This is a genomic window from Sphingomonas sp. G-3-2-10, assembly GCF_012927115.1.
GTDB lineage: Bacteria > Pseudomonadota > Alphaproteobacteria > Sphingomonadales > Sphingomonadaceae > Sphingomonas.
Genome location: NZ_JABBFY010000003.1, coordinates 88,815 through 104,311 on the forward strand (window position 1 = coordinate 88,815; position 15,497 = coordinate 104,311).

Below are 15,497 nucleotides of genomic sequence, written 5' to 3' on the forward strand. Positions count from 1 at the left end.
CGGGACTGGCGATGTCGGGAAACTGACCGGACGTTTTAAGCGGCACGGGCTTACTCCCCATTCGGCCGATAGTGCGCTGCATGCGCGGCCCACTGGCAGCCAGAAGCAAACCCTGAATTTCATGTCGTCCTCTCCCCCGAGATTGCCCCGGGGCGGAGGTTCGCCAATCGAAGCGGGGGCAACTGGGCCAGCAGCGAGGATGGCGTGGAAAAGAAAGGCCCCGCCCGGATGATCCGGACGGGGCCCCGAGATTGGATTTGCGATCGGGGCCGGAGCGGCAATCGCCGTTCCGGCTCCGGCACGATCAGCCAGCGCCCCCGGCCGCCAGCGCGGCGAGCAGGAGGAGCGCGACGATGTTGGTGATCTTGATCATCGGGTTCACTGCCGGGCCGGCCGTGTCCTTGTAGGGATCGCCGACCGTGTCGCCGGTCACCGCGGCCTTATGGGCTTCGCTGCCCTTGCCGCCGTGATTGCCGTCTTCGATATATTTCTTGGCGTTGTCCCACGCGCCACCGCCCGAAGTCATCGAGATGGCGACGAACAGGCCCGAGACGATCACGCCGAGCAGCATCGCGCCCAGCGCCGCGAAGCCCTGTGCCTTGCCGCCCACTTCGGCGATGATGAAATACACCGCGATCGGGCTGAGCACCGGCAGCAGCGACGGGATGATCATTTCCTTGATCGCCGCCTTGGTCACGATGTCCACCGTGCGGCCATAGTTGGGACGGCTGGTCCCTTCCATGATGCCCGGGTTTTCCTTGAACTGGGCACGGACGTCTTCGACGACCGAACCCGCTGCGCGGCCCACGGCAGTCATGCCGAATGCGCCGAACAGGTAGGGCAGGAGTGCACCCAGCAGCAGGCCGACGATCACGTACGGATTGCTGAGCGAGAAATCGACCGCTGCCTTGCCCGTGGCGAGATTGGTTTCGAGGCCAAGCTGCGCGGCATAATGGTCGAGATCGGTGGTGTAGGCGCCGAACAGCACCAGTGCGGCCAACGCGGCCGAACCGATGGCATAGCCCTTGGTCACGGCCTTGGTGGTGTTGCCCACCGCGTCGAGCGCGTCGGTCTTGTGACGCACATCGTCGGGCAGACCCGCCATTTCGGCGATGCCGCCGGCATTGTCGGTCACCGGGCCGTATGCGTCGAGCGCGACGACCATGCCGGCCAGCGCCAGCAGCGCGGTCGCGGCGAAGGCCACGCCGATGATGCCCGCGATCTGGAAGGTCGCGATAACGGCGACGACGATCACGAGCGTCGGCAGCGCGGTCGATTCAAGGCTGATCGCCAGACCCTGGATCACGTTGGTGCCGTGACCGGTGACTGATGCTTTCGCGATGCTCTTGACCGGCCGATAGTTGGTGCCGGTGTAATATTCGGTGATCCACACCAGCAGGCCGGTGACGGCCAGGCCGATCATCATGCACCAGAACAGGCTCATGCCGGTGATCGAGACGCCGGTGGTATCCCCGAGCGTGTCGCCGCCGAGCAGCGCGATTTCTGCATTCATGTCGAGCCCGGCGGTGCCGAGCGCCCATTGGGTGGCGAAATAGATTGCCGGGATCGAGAGGATCACGGTGGTCCAGAAGCCTTTGTACAGCGCGCCCATGATCGACTGGCTGGAGCCGAGGCGGACCATATAGGTGCCGATGATCGAGGTGATGATGCACACGCCGCCGATGATCAGCGGAAGCGCCATCAGCGCCATCAGCGTGTCGCCCGAAAGCCCGCCGAGCAGCAGCGCGATCGAGACCATCGTGAGGCCGATGGTGACGACATAGGTTTCGAACAGATCGGCCGCCATGCCGGCGCAGTCGCCGACATTGTCGCCGACGTTATCTGCAATCACGGCGGGGTTGCGGGGATCGTCTTCCGGAATTCCCGCTTCGACCTTGCCGACCAGATCGGCGCCGACGTCAGCGGCCTTGGTGAAGATGCCGCCGCCGAGACGGGCGAAGATCGAGATCAGCGATGCGCCGAAGGCGAGGCTGGTCAGCACTTCGATCACTTCGCGCGAATTGGCATCCACCTTGGCGACGCCGGTGAAGTACCAGAAGAGCCCGGCGATCGAGAGCAGACCGAGACCCGCCACCAGCATGCCGGTGATCGCGCCCGAGCGGAACGCGAGCGTCAGGCCGCCCTGCAGCGAGCCGCGTGCGGCTTCCGCAGTGCGGACATTGGCGCGAACCGAGATGTGCATGCCGACGAAACCGGCGACGCCCGAGAGAACCGCGCCGACAAGGAAACCGGCGAGCGAAACCCCGCCCAGCGCGAAATAGAGCACGACCGCGACGATGACGCCGACGATGCCGATGGTCATATACTGGCGGCCGAGATAGGCCTTCGCGCCTTCCTGGATGGCGGCGGCGATGTCCTGCATCTTCTCGTTGCCGGCCGGAGCCTTCAGAACCTGCAGACTGGTCAGAATGCCATAGAGCACGGCCAATACGCCGCACAGGATGGCCGCATAGACAATTGTCATGTGGTTAAACCCTTCCCCTATTCCTGACGGGCCCCCGCTCGGATGGCAGGTTTTTCCCTCGGACCCTGACGGTATACGGGGGAGAGAGGCGAGCGCAAGCGCCGTGGACCTGACGGGCCGTCAATTCAAACGCGGTGGGCGTATCCCAGCGATGGCGGCAGCGCGACGGGGGTATCCCCGTCGGTCAAGGTGAGGCCTGATCCGGACGCGAACCTGCCCACGCGCGTGGCCGGGACCTGCGGGACGAAATCCGCCGGGGCAGCGAAGAGCAGTTCGTAATCGTCACCTGCCGTCGCGGCTTCGATCGGCGTGCCGGGAAAGGCCGGCGCGAGCGGGACGAGCGCGAGATCGATCGTGACCGCGATGCCGCTGGCGTCGGCCATGCGGCGGGCATCGAGCAGCAGGCCGTCCGAAACGTCCATCATCGCATGGACATGCGCCGCGAGCGCCTGACCCTCGGCAAGGCGAGGGCGGGGGCGGCGATAGCGGTCGAGCAACTCCGCCGACCCATCGCCGCCGCGCGCGATGGCGAGGCCCGCACCGGCATCGCCGATCGTGCCGGTGACCCACAGCGCGTCGCCGGGTTGCGCGCCATTGCGCACCGGGGTGCGCTCGCTCGCCCGGCCTATCGCGGTGAGGCTGTAGCTGCGGGGTGCGCCCGCCGGCATGGCGACCGTGTCGCCGCCGAGCAGGGGCATGGCATAGGTCTTCAGCGCATCGCCGAGGCCGGAAAGGAACGCCGTATCCCATGCCGCGTCGCCGGACAGGGCATGGTTGAGCAGGCAGCCGGCGGGCGTCGCGCCCTTTGCGGCGAGATCGGACAGGTTCACCGCGGCCAGTTTCCAGCCGATGGTCTCGGGCGGATCGCCGGGCAGATAATGCACGCCCTCGACCATCGTGTCGGTCGTCAGGATCAAGCCGTCGAGCATCGCCGTGTCGTCGCGCAGATCACCGGCTCCGGGATGGAGCGGCAGCGCGCGCAACGCGGCGATGAAATCGAGCTCGGTCACCCTAAAAATCCTCTCCCAGAGCGAAGCGGCGGGGGAGGATTTGATGGGATCAAGCGCGGACTTCCTTGGCGATCGCGTCGAGCAGGCCGTTGACGAAGCCCTTTTCGCGGCGGTCGTAAAAGGCGTCGGTCACGTCGAGATATTCGTTGATGACCGCGCCCACCGGCACGTCCTTGCGCCCGAGCAGCTCATAGGCGCCGGCGCGCAGGATCTGGCGCATCGGCTTGTCGAGGCGTTCGAAGCTCCAGTCGTCGGCCAGCTTGGAGGCGATCAGCCGGTCGATCTCGTCGCGGCGCGCATCGACGCCCTGGACGATGTCGTCGAAAAAGGCCTGATCGGCATCGGCATATTCGACTTCCTCGATCGTCGCGCCGAGGCGGTGCTGGTGGAATTCATGGAGCAGCACGGGAATCGCGGTGCCCTCCATGTCGCGCTGATACAGCGCCTGCACGGCGGCAAGGCGCGACGCGGCGCGGGCCTTGGAACGGGTCTTTGCTTTGGGACTGGGCATAAGCGCGCCAGATAGTCCCGCCGCCGCGGGAAGGCAAAGGCTAAGCGTTTTGAGCGCAATCGGCAGGAAGCCGGAACTTCGCGGCCTGCCGTATCGGCCGTCGCGAAGGAGACGGACATGAGCTTGCTGGCGGGAAAGACTGCGATCGTAACCGGCGCCTCATCGGGGATCGGCCGGACGGCTGCGCTGCTGTTCGCCCGGAACGGGGCGGCGGTGGTGTTGAACGGACGCGACGAAGCGGCGCTTGCGGATACGCGGGCGGCGATCGAGGGCGAAGGCGGCTCGGCCTGGGTGGTTGCCGGGGATGTCGGCGAGGAAGCGACGCATCGGGCGATGGTGGCGGCGGCGGTCGAACGGTTCGGCGGCCTGCACGTCGCGCTCAACAATGCGGGCATCGTCGGGACCTATGCGCCGCTGGAGGAACTGCCGGTCGCGGATTGGGAGCGGGTGCTGCGGACCAATCTGACCGGCGCGTTTCTGGGCGCGCGCAGCCAGATTCCGGCGATGCGCCTGTCGGGCGGGGGATCGATGATCTTCGTATCGACCTTTGTCGGCACCAGCGTCGGCATCCCCGGCATGGCTGCCTATGGCGCGTCGAAGGCGGCGCTGATGGGGCTGGTGAAGGGCATCACCGCCGATCATGCCGCCGAGGGCATCCGCGCCAACGCGCTGCTGCCCGGCGGCACCGATACCCCCGCCGCCGGCTCGGCCGAGCAGAAGGAGTGGGCGGCGGGGTTGCACGCGATGAAGCGCATCGCCGATCCGGACGAGATCGCGCAGGCTGCGCTGTTCCTCGCCAGCGGGATGAGCAGCTTCGTCGCCGGTTCCGCGCTTCATGCCGACGGGGGCAATGCCGCGGTGAAGTGACTCAGGGCTTCAGCCGGATCGCGACCGACTTCGCATGGGCGGGCAGGCCTTCGGCCCCGGCCAGCGCCACGGCGGCCGGTCCGATCGCGGCGAGGCCGGCTTCGTCGAGAGCGAGGAAGCTGGTGCGCTTCATATAGTCGAGCACCGACAGGCCCGAGGCGAAGCGCGCGCGGCGGCCGGTGGGCAGGACGTGGTTCGGCCCCGCGACATAGTCTCCGATCGCTTCGGGGGTGTGGCGGCCGATGAATACCGATCCGGCGTGGCGGACGCTGTCGAACAAAGCTTCGGCATCGTCGCAGGCCAGTTCGAGATGTTCGGGGGCGAGGCGGTCGCATAGCGGGATCGAGTCGGCGAGCGTGGGAACGACGATGATCGCGCCATTGGCGTCCCAGCTGGCGCGCGCGGTCGCGGCGGTCGTCAGCGTCTCGATCTGGCGATTTACCGTTTCGGCGACCTTGCCGGCAAACGCCGCGTCGTCGGTGAACAGGATCGACTGGCTGGTGGGATCGTGCTCGGCCTGGCTGAGCAGGTCGGCGGCGATCCATTCGGGGTCGTTCTTGCCATCGGCGACGACGACGATCTCGGAGGGACCGGCGACCATGTCGATGCCGACCACGCCGTAAAGCTGGCGCTTCGCCTCGGCGACCCAGGCGTTGCCGGGGCCGGTGATGACGTCGACCGGGGCGATGGTTTGCGTGCCATAAGCCAGCGCGGCGACGGCCTGTGCGCCGCCGATGCGCCAGATCTCGTCCACTCCGGCGAGGTGCGCGGCGGCGAGGACCAGCGGGTTGATGTTGCCGTCCGGCGTGGGCGTGACCATCACGAGGCGGCCGACGCCTGCCGCCTTGGCGGGCAGGGCGTTCATCAGCACCGAGCTGGGATAGGCCGCGCGCCCGCCGGGGACATAGACGCCCGCCGCATCGACCGGCTTCCACCGCGCGCCGAGGCGGATGCCAGCACTGTCGATCTCGTCGCGGTCCTGCGGAATCTGCTTGATATGGTACGCCGCGATACGTTCGGCGGCGAGTTCGAGGGCGTCGCGCAGTTCGGGCGTCAGGCTCTGCCATGCGGCGAGGCAGTCGGCGCGGTCGATCCGCCAGTCGAGATCGTGGCGATCGAACCGCCGGGTGTAATCGCGGACAGCGGCGTCGCCTTCGTCGCGGACGCGGCGGATGATCGCGGTGACGTCGCGGGCGACATCCTCATCGGCTTCGCGGCGGGCGTTGACGAGGGCGGTGAAGGCTTCGGCAAAGTCCGGCGTCGAGGCGTCGAGGCGGATCACGCCACGGCCTTGCGGAAGGCGTCGACCAGCGGGACGACTTCGGTCGCTCGGGTCTTGAACGCCGCGCGGTTGACGATCAGGCGGCTGGTGACTTCGGCGATCACTTCGACTTCGACCAGCCCGTTTTCCTTCAGCGTACGGCCCGACGAGACGAGATCGACGATGCGCGGGGCGAGGCCCAGCACGGGAGCCAGCTCCATCGCGCCGTTCAGCTTGATGCATTCGGCCTGCACGCCGCGCGCCTCGAAATGCGCTTGGGTGACATGGGGGTATTTGGTCGCGACGCGAACATGGCTCCAGCCGCGCGGATCGTCGCTCGCGGCGAGTTCGGCGGGCTCGGCGACCGACAGGCGGCAATGGCCGATATTGAGGTCTACGGGTGCGTAGAGCTCGGAATAGGCGAACTCGGCGAGTACGTCGGACCCGACGATGCCCAGTTGCGCCGCGCCATGCGCCACGAAGGTCGCGACATCGAACGCGCGGACGCGGATCAGGTCGATCGCGGGGCTGTTCGTCCTGAATCGCAGTGCGCGGCTGCTCTCGTCGGCAAAGGCCGGTTCGGGGATGATCCCGACATGCGCGAGTACCGGCAGACACTCTTCGAGAATGCGTCCCTTGGGTACGGCGAGGATCAGCGGTTCTTGCATGGCGAGCGGGGCTTTACTTGGGGGGGGATGCGGGCGCAACACGCGGCACCGCGGAGAATTTCTTATGACCGACCTAGCTGCGACGACGGACGTGTGGGGGGCCTTTGCCAATCAGGTCGCCTATTGCCGGGCCAATGGCGCGCCGATCACCGGGCGTGTGGTCGAATCGATCGCGGCGGCGCTGGACGGGCCGGGCGCGTTCCTGAAGGCGGCGCGCGAATGGCAGGGGCAACCGCTGGCCGATGCCCTGCCACTGCGGTGCGCGGGCGGGCTGCATGCACTGCATTTGTCGGGCGCGGAGCCGGCATTGGCGCCGCTCTATGCCGGCGAGGATGCGGCGATGGCCGATGCCGAGCGGCTGGTGGCAGCGGCGATCAAGCGCCACGAAGCGGCGCTGATGCCGTGGCTCGACGGGCCGCCCCAGACCAACGAGATGGGGCGATCCTCCAGCTATGTCGCGGCGATGCTGTGGCTGGCCGCGCAGGGATTGCCGCCGCGGTTCGACTGTATCGAGATCGGATCGAGCGCTGGCATCAATCTGATGATGGACCGCTATCGCTACGAACTGGGCGGAGTCGGCGTGGGACCGGCGGAGTCGGGGATGCGGCTGGAACCCGAATGGCGCGGATCGCCGCCGCCGGCCTTGCCCGAGGGCGGGCTGGACTTTGCCGGGCTGCATGGCTGCGACGTCGCGCCGGTCGATCTGCGCGATCCGGCGCAACTGCTGCGGCTCCAGGCCTATGTCTGGCCCGAGCATCGCCAGCGGTTTGCGCGGCTGGAATTCGCGGCGCAGGCCGCGGCGGAACGCGCGCCCGATCTGGTGCAGGCCGACGCCGATGCGTTCGTCGAGGAACAGCTTGCCCGGCCGCAGGAAGCGGGGACGGTGCGGGTGCTGATGCATTCGATCGTCTGGCAGTATCTGGGCGCGGCGCGGCAGGCGCGGATCACGCAGGCGATGGAAGCGGCCGGCGTACGGGCAACGGCGGAACGGCCGCTGGCGTGGATCGCGCTGGAAGCCAATCGCGCGACCTATCAGCACGAACTGATCGTGCGGCACTGGCCCGGAACGGGTGAGCCGCAATTGCTGGCGCGGGCGCATGCGCATGGCGCGTGGGTGGCGTGGCTGGAGTAACCGCGTCCGGTTGACACGGTTGACACCCGGAATGCGAAAAAACCTTCCTTTCCGATTTCAAAGAGCGGCCGTGGCTGCGGCCCGGCGACTCAAGCGAATGAAATCCAACATTGCAACCGCTTAGCCCTCGCGAGCGGCCAGCCATTCGCGGATCGCGGCGTTTACTGCCGCCGGGTTTTCCCACGGTACGAAATGGCCCGCTTCGACCTTCACGACCGTCAGGTCGGGAACCAGCGCGTCGAGCCCCTCGAGCTGGCTGGGCAGCAAAGCGGTATCGCCCAGCCCCCAGATGACCAGCGTCGGTTGGGTGACCGGGGGGAAGGGGCCGTCGAGCCATGCCGGGCGCCCGGGCGTTTCGCCGGGGGCGGGGACGATCACGCTGCTGCCGCGATACCAGTTGAGCATCGCGGTCATCGCGCCGGGCTGGGACCATTGATCGATATAGGTGTCGCGCTCGGGCGCGAGCAGGGCCGCGTCGGCATGCTGGGCGAAGGTCTTGTCGAAGAAGCCGGGAATGGTGAGCGCTTCGACGAACTTCTCGAAATCGGGATTGCGGAAGGCGGTCATATACTGGCTGGCGAGGCGCTGGGCCGGATCGTCGAACAGGGTGCGCTGGAAGATCAGCGGATGCGGTGCGTTGAGGATGATCAGGCGCGCGATACGGCCCGGATTCTGCAGCGCGGCCATCCACGAGATCGCGCCGCCCCAATCATGGCCGACCAGCGTGAACGCGCCGATGCCGAGATGGTCGGCGAGGGCGATCAGATCGCCGACAGGCTTGTCCGGGCTGTAATTTTCCGCGCCCTCGGGCTTGGACGAGCGGGCGAAGCCACGCTGGTCCGGTGCGACGACATAATGGTCGCGGGCGAATTCGGTCAGCTGGTGCCGCCAGGTGCGGTGCGATTCGGGAAAGCCATGAAGGAAGATCAGCGGCGGGTTCGCCGGATCGCCCTCGATCGCGACGTCGAGCTCGACGCCAGTGGGCAGGGCGATGTGCTGGAGTTCGAAGCCCGACATGATCGTCTCCCGTTGTTCCCCGCGATTGGCTGCGGGGCTTGATGCAACCGATATTAGGGCGTGGTCGGAGGAATGGGAATGCGCCTTCCGAAACCCTCCCCCGCCAGGGGGAGGATCGAACCGCTCGACACGCTTCTTCCGATGTGGAATCGGGGCGGATCGGGGGACGCGTATGAGCCAGTTCGAATTCATCTTTGCGCTGTTCGGGCTGTTGCTCGGTCTGTCGATCGCCGAAGTGCTGGGCGGGTTCGCGCGGGCGATCGAGGCGCGGCTGAAGCCGGAGACGGCGGTTCGGATCGGGTGGCTGACGCCGATGCTGGGCGTGTTCGTGCTGCTCGACCTGTTGTCGTTCTGGATGGCGGCGTGGGTGACGCGCGATCTGGTGACGATTTCGGGCCGGTCGCTGATGGCGGTGACCTGTTTCGCCGGAGCCTATTATCTGGCGGCGCGGCTGGTGTTTCCGCGCGAGCCGGAGGAGACGCCGGACTTCGACGCGCATTTCTTCCGCGTGCGGCGGATCGTACTGGGGGCGATGTTCGTGCTGCTGGTGGTGCAACTTGGCTGGTACGCGAGCTTGCCGAAGCTGGCGCCGTTCCTGTTGCACCCGTTGTCGCTGGGGCTGACCCTGGTGCTGGTTGCGCTGATGGGCGCGGCGATGGTCACGCGCGGCGCGGTGGCGAGCAGGGTCGTGATGGGATTGCTCGTGGCGCGCTATCTGATCGTGTACGTGCTTTAGGGTCTGATCCACTGCCGCACGATTCAGCGAAGCTGAATCGGACTAGATCGCCCGCTTGCCCTTGGTCCGGCTGGTCAGGTGGAACCGGTTGCAGCGGTCGCAGCGATAGGGACGCAAGACGAGGCCGGAGCGGTGGATTGCTTCCACCGCTTCCGGTTCGCCGGCATAGCGCGTCTTGCGATTGCAGACGCTGAGCTTGGTCCTAGGGATAGCTCACCGTCAGCGGGACTTCGGGGATGGGGATGAATTCCTTGTCGTCGCCGGGCACGGTGGGGAAGTTGCCTGCCTTCCAGTCATGCTTGGCCTGATTGATCCGCTCGCGGCTGGAGGAGACGAAGTTCCACCACACATGGCGCGGCGTCCTGAAGTCTTCGCCGCCGCACAGGACCACGCGGCCGCCGCTTTCCGAACGCAGCGTCGCGGCGATGCCGGGGCGCAGGACGTATAGGGTGGTGGGTTCCAGCTTCATGCCGTCCACGCTGGCTTCGCCGATCGCCACGTAGAGCGCGCGTTCGTCGGCGCCCGCGTCGATCGGGATGCTCGCGCCCGGCTCCAGCAGTATGTCGGCATAGATGGTGCCGGCATAGACGGTGGTCGGCGCGGATTCGCCCCACAGGCTGCCCATGATGACGCGCGCGGTAGCGCCGCCGGACTCGACGATGGGCAGACGCGCGGCGGGGACATGCTCGAATGCCGGGGCGATTTCCTCATAGCGTTCGGGCAAGGCGAGCCAGGTCTGGATGCCCGACAGATCGAAGCCCGTCTCGCGCACGGCCTGAGGCGAACGCTCCGAATGGACGATGCCGCGGCCGGCGGTCATCAGATTGACCGCGCCCGGCTCGATCGTGGCGAAGGTGCCGAGCGAATCGCGATGATCCATTGCACCGGCATAGAGATAGGTGACGGTGGCGAGATTGATGTGCGGATGCGGGCGCACGTCGATGCCGTTGCCGGGTTCGAGATGCGCCGGGCCCATCTGGTCGAAGAACACGAACGGGCCGACCATCGTGCGCGGGCGCGACGGGAGAGTCCGGTGAACCTTGAACCCGCCCAGATCGTGAGTGGTGGGTTCGATGGTCTGGATGAACAGATCGTCGGTCATTGGGCGCTACCTCGAATTTATCGACGATGGAGATAGAGGCTGGCGCTGTCCCGCAACAGCCCAAGTTCGGAAAGCCTGCGTTTCGTCCGGCTGCTTCAGGTCCGGTCGAGCAACGCGATCAGGTCTTCGGGGAAAAGGGGTTCGTCGTGCGATGCCAGTTCGGTGCGGGTGAACCAGCGCCACTCCTGCATCACGCGCTGTTCCAGCGGCGTGTGGCGGCTGGTGTCGACTTCGCAGCCTTCGATCCGGACGCGGAAATAGCGTTCGTCGGCGCTGACCGGCACGCCTTCGATGGTAACGAATTCGACGTGGCGCCTGGCGATTTGCGGGCCGGGATCGAGGTCGAGCCCGGTTTCCTCCAGCAGTTCGCGGCGGGCGGCCACTTCGTAGCTTTCGCCCGGATCGAGCGCGCCGCCGGGCGTGCACCAGAAGGGCGGACGGTCGTCGGGCGTGAAGCGGAACATCAGCACCCGCTCCTCCGCATCGAGCAGCAGGATGCGCGCGGCGGGGCGGGGCTTCCTCATTCGCCGGGTGCGCGCGTCTTCATCGCCAGCGCATGGATGCGGCTAACCAGCAGATCGGCGAGCGCGGCATTGATCAGCCGCTGGCGGGCGACACGGTTCTTGCCCGCAAAGGCCGCGCTTTCGACCACCACGGTCCAGTGCGATTCGCCCGTACCGTCATCGCCCAGATGGCCGCGATGCTGGTGGCTGTCGTTGATCACTTCGAGCTGCGACGGAGCGAGCGCTTCGGTCAGGCGGGCGGTGATGATTTCGGCGAGCGGGGCGGTAGCGAGGTCGGTCATGCCGCCTATATAGGGCGATTATCCGAGGGAGTAAGCGTGGCCGAGAGCCATCCGAAGAAAGACCGTCCGAATGCGCGTTTCCACGGCCGGGTGGAGGCGAAGGGACGGGTGTGCGCGTCGCCGGGGTGCGGGGAGCCGGGCGAGTTTCGCGCGCCTTTGCTGGAAGGTGCGCATGGCGCAGGCGACCGGCCGGCGCCGTTCCGCTGGCTGTGCCTCGACCATGTCCGCGAATTCAATTCGGGCTATAATTTCTTCAAGGGCATGTCGCCCGACGAGATCCACGATGCGCAGCGGCCCTTTGCCGGGTGGGAGCGCGAGACGCGGGCGTTCAATTCGACCGGCGGCGCGGATCGGCCGCCGCGCTGGGCCGATTTCTCGGATCCGCTCGATGCGATCCAGGCGCGGTTTCGCGATCGCCGGCCGGTGGAACGCAAGGACGGGCGCCCGCTTTCGGGCAACGACCGCGAGGCGCTGAAGACGCTCGATCTGGACGTGGACGCCGACCGGATGGCGCTGCGGAAGCGCTATTCCGAGCTAGTGCGGCGCTACCACCCCGACCGCAATGGCGGGGACCGGAGCTATGAGGCGGCGCTGACCAAGGTGATCGCCGCCTATCAGCAGTTAAAGGCTTCGCCCGCGTTCGCGTGATCAGCCGGGATTGCGGGCCGTGACGATCCACGCCGCGCCGTCGATCAGCACCGAGGTTTCGCCGGGGCGCTTCGAAAACGCGGCATGGACGGCTTCGGATGCGGCGACGCGGACCTTGCTCGACTGGCCGGCAAGCGCGCGGGAGAGGGGGCCGACTTCGAACGCCATCTCCACCGCATCCTCGATCGCCTGCTCCCGCGTTACGCCCTGACCGAAGGGGATCACCGCGTCGAACGGCGTGATGGCGGTATCGGTGAAGCCGGCTTCGCCGAGGATGCGGACGATGCGATCGCGGTCGCCGAACGAGAAGGGGCCGGGGGCTTCCGGATCGGGCGCGGCTGAGGGCGGGATCAGTCCCCGAATCGCGCCCATCGGCAGGCGGACCCAGTCATTCTCGCTCGCCGCGCGCCAGCAGACGAAAGCGAGGCGGCCGCCGGGCACCAGTGCGTGGCGCAGATGCGCGAAGGCTGCGGCGGGATCGTCGAAGAACATCACGCCGAACCGCGAGAAGAGCAGATCGAAGCCGTGGACCGGCAGCGGCGCGACGCTGGCGTCGGCAAGGCGATATTCGAGCGCGGTACCGGCGGGCACCTGTTCCCAGGCACGGTCGATCAACGGCGCGGAGATGTCGACGCCGAGCACCTGCCCGTTGGGGCGGACGCGCTCGGCCAGCGTCAGGCTGGTCGCGCCCGCGCCGCAGCCGATGTCGAGGACGCGATCGCCGGGAAGCGGCGCGGCGGCTTCGATCGCGGCGACGCCGAAGATGGCGAGCATGTGATCGAGGCGCTGCTGGTTGCTGACCCAGCGCTCGCCGCTATGGCCGTTCCAGTCCGCGACCTGATAGACGTTGGCTGCCACCATGCTCCCGCTCCTTATTGCTAATAATTCTCATTAGCTAATTTGACTGAGATGCGCAACCCGGTTTCAGCCTTCGCGCTTCATCCGCTCCTGCCGCGCCTTTTCGCGTTCGCTGGGGTCGGGACCGGCGAAGCTGCCGGTCTGCACCGCGCCCGCGGGTTCGTAGGTCGCGATCGTGACGCCGGTGCCGGTCTGCTTGTGGTCGGTCAGCCTGAGCGCCAGCGAGGGCGTGCCTTCGCCGAACAGGCGTTTGCCGGGGCCGAGGATCAGCGGGAAGATCTGCACCGTCAGCCGGTCGATCAGGCCCGCGGCGAGCAGTTGCGGGTAGAGCGTCGAACTGCCCTGGATCACAAGATCGGGGCCATCGCCGGACTTGAGTTGGGCCAGGGCCTCGATGCTGCTGAGCCGGTGGCTGTTCTGCCACGGCAAGGGGTCGTCGCTGCCGGTCAGGACATATTTCGCCGCCTTGTCGAACGCGGTGCCGATCGGATCGCCTTCCTCGGCATAGGGCCAATAGGCCGCGAAGATCTCATAGGTCTTGCGGCCGAGCAGCAGATCGAAGGGGCGGGCGAAGAGCTCGCCGATCGCTTCGCCGCCTTGCTCGTCCCATAGCGGCGCGACCCAGCCGCCATGCTGAAAGCCGCCGGTCCAGTCCTCGCTCGGCCCGCCCGGCGCCTGCATGACGCCGTCGAGCGACACGAACGCCGCGCCGATGATCCGGCGCATCAGCCCGCCGCCAGCCGCTTCGCGACGGCTTCCCATTGCGCCGCCATCACGCCCCAGCCCTGCTCGAAGCCCATCGCCTCGTGCTGGCTGCGGGCTTCCTCGGTCCAGTGGCGTGCGCGGCCGCGGAACAGGGTCTTGTCGCCTTGCGGCTCGAACTCGAACGATCCGACCATGAAGGGCTGGCCCGCCGGGTTCCAGCCGGGAGTGAAGGCGTCGGTGAAGACGATCAGGCGATCGGGGATCACCTCCAGATAGACGCCCTCGTTCGGCATCTCCTCGCCGTTCGGGCCGTACATGGTGACCGACGAACGGCCGCCCGCGCGCAGGTCCATCTCGACCAGTTCGGCGCGCCAGGGCGGCGGGCAGAACCACTCGCCCAGATGGTCGGTATAGGCACGCCACAGCGCGCTCACGGGCGCGTCCATCAGGCGTTCGATGACCAGTTCGTTGCTCATGGGAAGTTCCTCAGGATTTGGCGGGGGAGACGAGGCCGCAGGTCACGCCTTCGGGATCGACGATGTTGATCACCCATTCCCCGCCGGGCACCTGCTGCGGACCCCAGATGACCTTGCCGCCGCCCGCTTCGACCTTTGCCTGCGCTTCGGTGATGTCGGGCACGCGGAAATAGAAGCCCCAGCCGGGCGGCGTATTGGGCTGGACCGGCATGACCGCGCCGACTGCTTCGCCGTTGCTGTCGCCATTGGCGATGAAGCTGTAGGTGCCCATCTCGCCCATCGGCATCTCGCCGACCCTGGTGATGCCGAGATGCTTTTCGTAAAAGGCGAGGGCGGCGGCATCGTCGGGAGTCATCAGCTCGTTCCAGCTGACATGGCCGAAGCCCATGCGCTGATAGGCGGTGCTGCTTTCGGGGCTGGCGCCGCGCATCACATAGAAGGGAATGCCCTGCGGATCGGTGAGCATCGCGAGGCGGCCGACACCGGGAATGTCGAATGCCGGAAGATGGACCGTACCGCCATCGGCGACGATCGCCGCGACGCTTGCGTCGACGTCATCGACGCCGAAATAGCCCAGCCATACCGGCTTCGCGCGGCCCGCGATCATGTCCGCATTGAGCTGCATCACGCCGCCGGCCTGGCCGTCATGCGCGTTGATCATCCGGTAGTCCATGCCGCCCGGCGGCGCTTCGGCGTCGATATTCCAGCCGACGACGCTGTCGTAGAATGCCTTGGCGGCCTTGGCGTCTGCGGTCAGCAGTTCGTACCAGATGAAGCTTCCATGCGCGTTGGTCATCACACCTCTCCTTTTGCCCGGCTCAGCCGAACGTCTCGTCCACGAGCGGCACGAAGCCGCCCCACATCATCCGCTTGCCGTCGAACGGCGGTGTTTCGGGCGGCTTCATCCGCTCGTCGGCCATCACACCGGCCCAGCCTGCGTCCCGCGTGGCCTTGTCCGGCCATTCGATCCACGAATAGACCACCTTCTCCTGCGGCTGCTTGAGCGTCGCGCGGTTGTAATCGGTCACCTTGCCGTCGGGCGTGTCCTCTCCCCAGCACTCGACGACGCGCAGCGCGCCATATTCCTGGAAGACCGGCGCGGCGAAGGCAGCCATCTCGCGATAGGCTTCCTTATTGTCCGCAGGGACGGGCACGATGAAGCCGTCGACATAGCCGGGCGTGGCGGGGCCGCCGGTCTCGACGATCGCTTCGAAGG

At 67.1% G+C, this 15,497-nt stretch carries 18 protein-coding genes; 4 read left to right on the forward strand and 14 right to left on the reverse strand.

What is annotated here, in order from left to right; genetic code table 11:
- Positions 1 to 304 precede the first annotated feature (304 nt).
- The 3 genes from HHL13_RS21115 to nusB all read right to left on the reverse strand — a co-directional run bounded on the left by HHL13_RS21115 (position 305) and on the right by nusB (position 4,006).
- Positions 305 to 2,485, reverse strand: a complete 2,181-nt coding sequence (locus HHL13_RS21115) for a sodium-translocating pyrophosphatase (RefSeq protein ID WP_169557953.1) — start codon at positions 2,483 to 2,485, stop codon at positions 305 to 307.
- A 125-nt stretch (positions 2,486 to 2,610) separates the two neighbouring features.
- Positions 2,611 to 3,495 carry a thiamine-phosphate kinase gene (gene thiL / locus HHL13_RS21120; protein ID WP_169557954.1) on the reverse strand — a complete coding sequence of 295 codons (885 nt, stop codon included), beginning with the start codon at positions 3,493 to 3,495 and terminating at the stop codon, positions 2,611 to 2,613.
- 49 nt (positions 3,496 to 3,544) lie between these two features.
- Positions 3,545 to 4,006 (reverse strand): transcription antitermination factor NusB, encoded by a 462-nt coding sequence (nusB, locus tag HHL13_RS21125; RefSeq protein WP_169557955.1) that lies wholly within the window; start codon positions 4,004 to 4,006, stop codon positions 3,545 to 3,547.
- Positions 4,007 to 4,123: 117 nt separating this feature from the next.
- Between nusB and HHL13_RS21130 the strand changes: the two genes are divergently transcribed.
- A complete protein-coding gene (locus HHL13_RS21130; RefSeq protein WP_169557956.1) occupies positions 4,124 to 4,873 on the forward strand; it encodes an SDR family oxidoreductase in 750 nt (249 codons plus the stop codon).
- Position 4,874: 1 nt separating this feature from the next.
- Here the strand turns inward: HHL13_RS21130 and hisD are convergent, their stop codons facing one another.
- Together hisD and hisG are read right to left on the reverse strand one after the other, a co-directional pair.
- Positions 4,875 to 6,155, reverse strand: coding sequence for a histidinol dehydrogenase (gene hisD / locus HHL13_RS21135; protein WP_169557957.1), 1,281 nt, complete (start codon positions 6,153 to 6,155; stop codon positions 4,875 to 4,877).
- Complete coding sequence (hisG, locus tag HHL13_RS21140) at positions 6,152 to 6,802, reverse strand: ATP phosphoribosyltransferase (protein ID WP_169557958.1); 651 nt, start codon at positions 6,800 to 6,802, stop codon at positions 6,152 to 6,154. The genes hisD and hisG overlap by 4 nt, the downstream gene beginning before the upstream one ends.
- Before the next feature lie 64 nt (positions 6,803 to 6,866).
- On the opposite strand from hisG, the gene HHL13_RS21145 reads away from it, so the two are divergent.
- Entirely contained in the window at positions 6,867 to 7,934 is a 1,068-nt protein-coding gene (locus tag HHL13_RS21145; RefSeq protein WP_169557959.1) for a DUF2332 domain-containing protein, read from the forward strand.
- 120 nt (positions 7,935 to 8,054) lie between these two features.
- Here HHL13_RS21145 and HHL13_RS21150 read toward each other — a convergent pair whose 3' ends face one another.
- Positions 8,055 to 8,951: an alpha/beta hydrolase gene (locus tag HHL13_RS21150; RefSeq protein WP_169557960.1), complete on the reverse strand. Its 897-nt coding sequence runs from the start codon at positions 8,949 to 8,951 to the stop codon at positions 8,055 to 8,057.
- Between the two features lie 172 nt (positions 8,952 to 9,123).
- Here HHL13_RS21150 and HHL13_RS21155 point away from each other — a divergent pair, with 172 nt between their 5' ends.
- The gene (locus tag HHL13_RS21155) at positions 9,124 to 9,687 is read left to right on the forward strand and encodes a hypothetical protein (protein ID WP_169557961.1); all 564 of its coding nucleotides are present in this window, start codon (positions 9,124 to 9,126) and stop codon (positions 9,685 to 9,687) included.
- A gap of 202 nt (positions 9,688 to 9,889) precedes the next feature.
- Here the strand turns inward: HHL13_RS21155 and HHL13_RS21160 are convergent, their stop codons facing one another.
- The 3 genes from HHL13_RS21160 to HHL13_RS21170 form a co-directional block, all read right to left on the reverse strand.
- Entirely contained in the window at positions 9,890 to 10,789 is a 900-nt protein-coding gene (locus tag HHL13_RS21160; RefSeq protein WP_169557962.1) for a pirin family protein, read from the reverse strand.
- 95 nt (positions 10,790 to 10,884) lie between these two features.
- Positions 10,885 to 11,313, reverse strand: coding sequence for an NUDIX domain-containing protein (locus HHL13_RS21165; protein WP_169557963.1), 429 nt, complete (start codon positions 11,311 to 11,313; stop codon positions 10,885 to 10,887).
- A complete protein-coding gene (locus HHL13_RS21170; RefSeq protein ID WP_169557964.1) occupies positions 11,310 to 11,594 on the reverse strand; it encodes a BolA family protein in 285 nt (94 codons plus the stop codon). Before HHL13_RS21170 ends, HHL13_RS21165 begins: the two co-directional genes overlap by 4 nt.
- A 36-nt stretch (positions 11,595 to 11,630) precedes the next feature.
- On the opposite strand from HHL13_RS21170, the gene HHL13_RS21175 reads away from it, so the two are divergent.
- Positions 11,631 to 12,242: a J domain-containing protein gene (locus HHL13_RS21175; protein ID WP_346775623.1), complete on the forward strand. Its 612-nt coding sequence runs from the start codon at positions 11,631 to 11,633 to the stop codon at positions 12,240 to 12,242.
- Here the strand turns inward: HHL13_RS21175 and HHL13_RS21180 are convergent, their stop codons facing one another.
- The 5 genes from HHL13_RS21180 to HHL13_RS22645 form a co-directional block, all read right to left on the reverse strand.
- Positions 12,243 to 13,103 (reverse strand): class I SAM-dependent methyltransferase, encoded by an 861-nt coding sequence (locus HHL13_RS21180; protein WP_169557965.1) that lies wholly within the window; start codon positions 13,101 to 13,103, stop codon positions 12,243 to 12,245.
- 63 nt (positions 13,104 to 13,166) lie between these two features.
- Positions 13,167 to 13,862, reverse strand: a complete 696-nt coding sequence (locus HHL13_RS21185; protein WP_240953950.1) for a dihydrofolate reductase family protein — start codon at positions 13,860 to 13,862, stop codon at positions 13,167 to 13,169.
- A complete protein-coding gene (locus HHL13_RS21190) occupies positions 13,826 to 14,281 on the reverse strand; it encodes an SRPBCC family protein (protein ID WP_169557966.1) in 456 nt (151 codons plus the stop codon). The genes HHL13_RS21185 and HHL13_RS21190 overlap by 37 nt, the downstream gene beginning before the upstream one ends.
- 10 nt (positions 14,282 to 14,291) lie before the next feature.
- Entirely contained in the window at positions 14,292 to 15,077 is a 786-nt protein-coding gene (locus HHL13_RS21195) for a VOC family protein (protein ID WP_169557967.1), read from the reverse strand.
- 22 nt (positions 15,078 to 15,099) lie between these two features.
- Entirely contained in the window at positions 15,100 to 15,486 is a 387-nt protein-coding gene (locus HHL13_RS22645) for a DUF1428 domain-containing protein (RefSeq protein WP_346775629.1), read from the reverse strand.
- Positions 15,487 to 15,497 lie beyond the last annotated feature (11 nt).

What these genes read in the sequence shown, in the direction of transcription:
- HHL13_RS21115 (WP_169557953.1), bottom strand. Translation starts at nt 2,485, where the DNA reads ATGACAATTGTCTATGCGGCCATCCTGTGCGGCGTATTGGCCGTGCTC.
- nusB (WP_169557955.1), bottom strand. Translation starts at nt 4,006, where the DNA reads ATGCCCAGTCCCAAAGCAAAGACCCGTTCCAAGGCCCGCGCCGCGTCG.
- HHL13_RS21130 (WP_169557956.1), top strand. Translation starts at nt 4,124, where the DNA reads ATGAGCTTGCTGGCGGGAAAGACTGCGATCGTAACCGGCGCCTCATCG.
- hisG (WP_169557958.1), bottom strand. Translation starts at nt 6,802, where the DNA reads ATGCAAGAACCGCTGATCCTCGCCGTACCCAAGGGACGCATTCTCGAA.
- HHL13_RS21145 (WP_169557959.1), top strand. Translation starts at nt 6,867, where the DNA reads ATGACCGACCTAGCTGCGACGACGGACGTGTGGGGGGCCTTTGCCAAT.
- HHL13_RS21150 (WP_169557960.1), bottom strand. Translation starts at nt 8,951, where the DNA reads ATGTCGGGCTTCGAACTCCAGCACATCGCCCTGCCCACTGGCGTCGAG.
- HHL13_RS21155 (WP_169557961.1), top strand. Translation starts at nt 9,124, where the DNA reads ATGAGCCAGTTCGAATTCATCTTTGCGCTGTTCGGGCTGTTGCTCGGT.
- HHL13_RS21160 (WP_169557962.1), bottom strand. Translation starts at nt 10,789, where the DNA reads ATGACCGACGATCTGTTCATCCAGACCATCGAACCCACCACTCACGAT.
- HHL13_RS21165 (WP_169557963.1), bottom strand. Translation starts at nt 11,313, where the DNA reads ATGAGGAAGCCCCGCCCCGCCGCGCGCATCCTGCTGCTCGATGCGGAG.
- HHL13_RS21170 (WP_169557964.1), bottom strand. Translation starts at nt 11,594, where the DNA reads ATGACCGACCTCGCTACCGCCCCGCTCGCCGAAATCATCACCGCCCGC.
- HHL13_RS21180 (WP_169557965.1), bottom strand. Translation starts at nt 13,103, where the DNA reads ATGGTGGCAGCCAACGTCTATCAGGTCGCGGACTGGAACGGCCATAGC.
- HHL13_RS21185 (WP_240953950.1), bottom strand. Translation starts at nt 13,862, where the DNA reads ATGGGAAGCCGTCGCGAAGCGGCTGGCGGCGGGCTGATGCGCCGGATC.
- HHL13_RS21190 (WP_169557966.1), bottom strand. Translation starts at nt 14,281, where the DNA reads ATGAGCAACGAACTGGTCATCGAACGCCTGATGGACGCGCCCGTGAGC.
- HHL13_RS21195 (WP_169557967.1), bottom strand. Translation starts at nt 15,077, where the DNA reads ATGACCAACGCGCATGGAAGCTTCATCTGGTACGAACTGCTGACCGCA.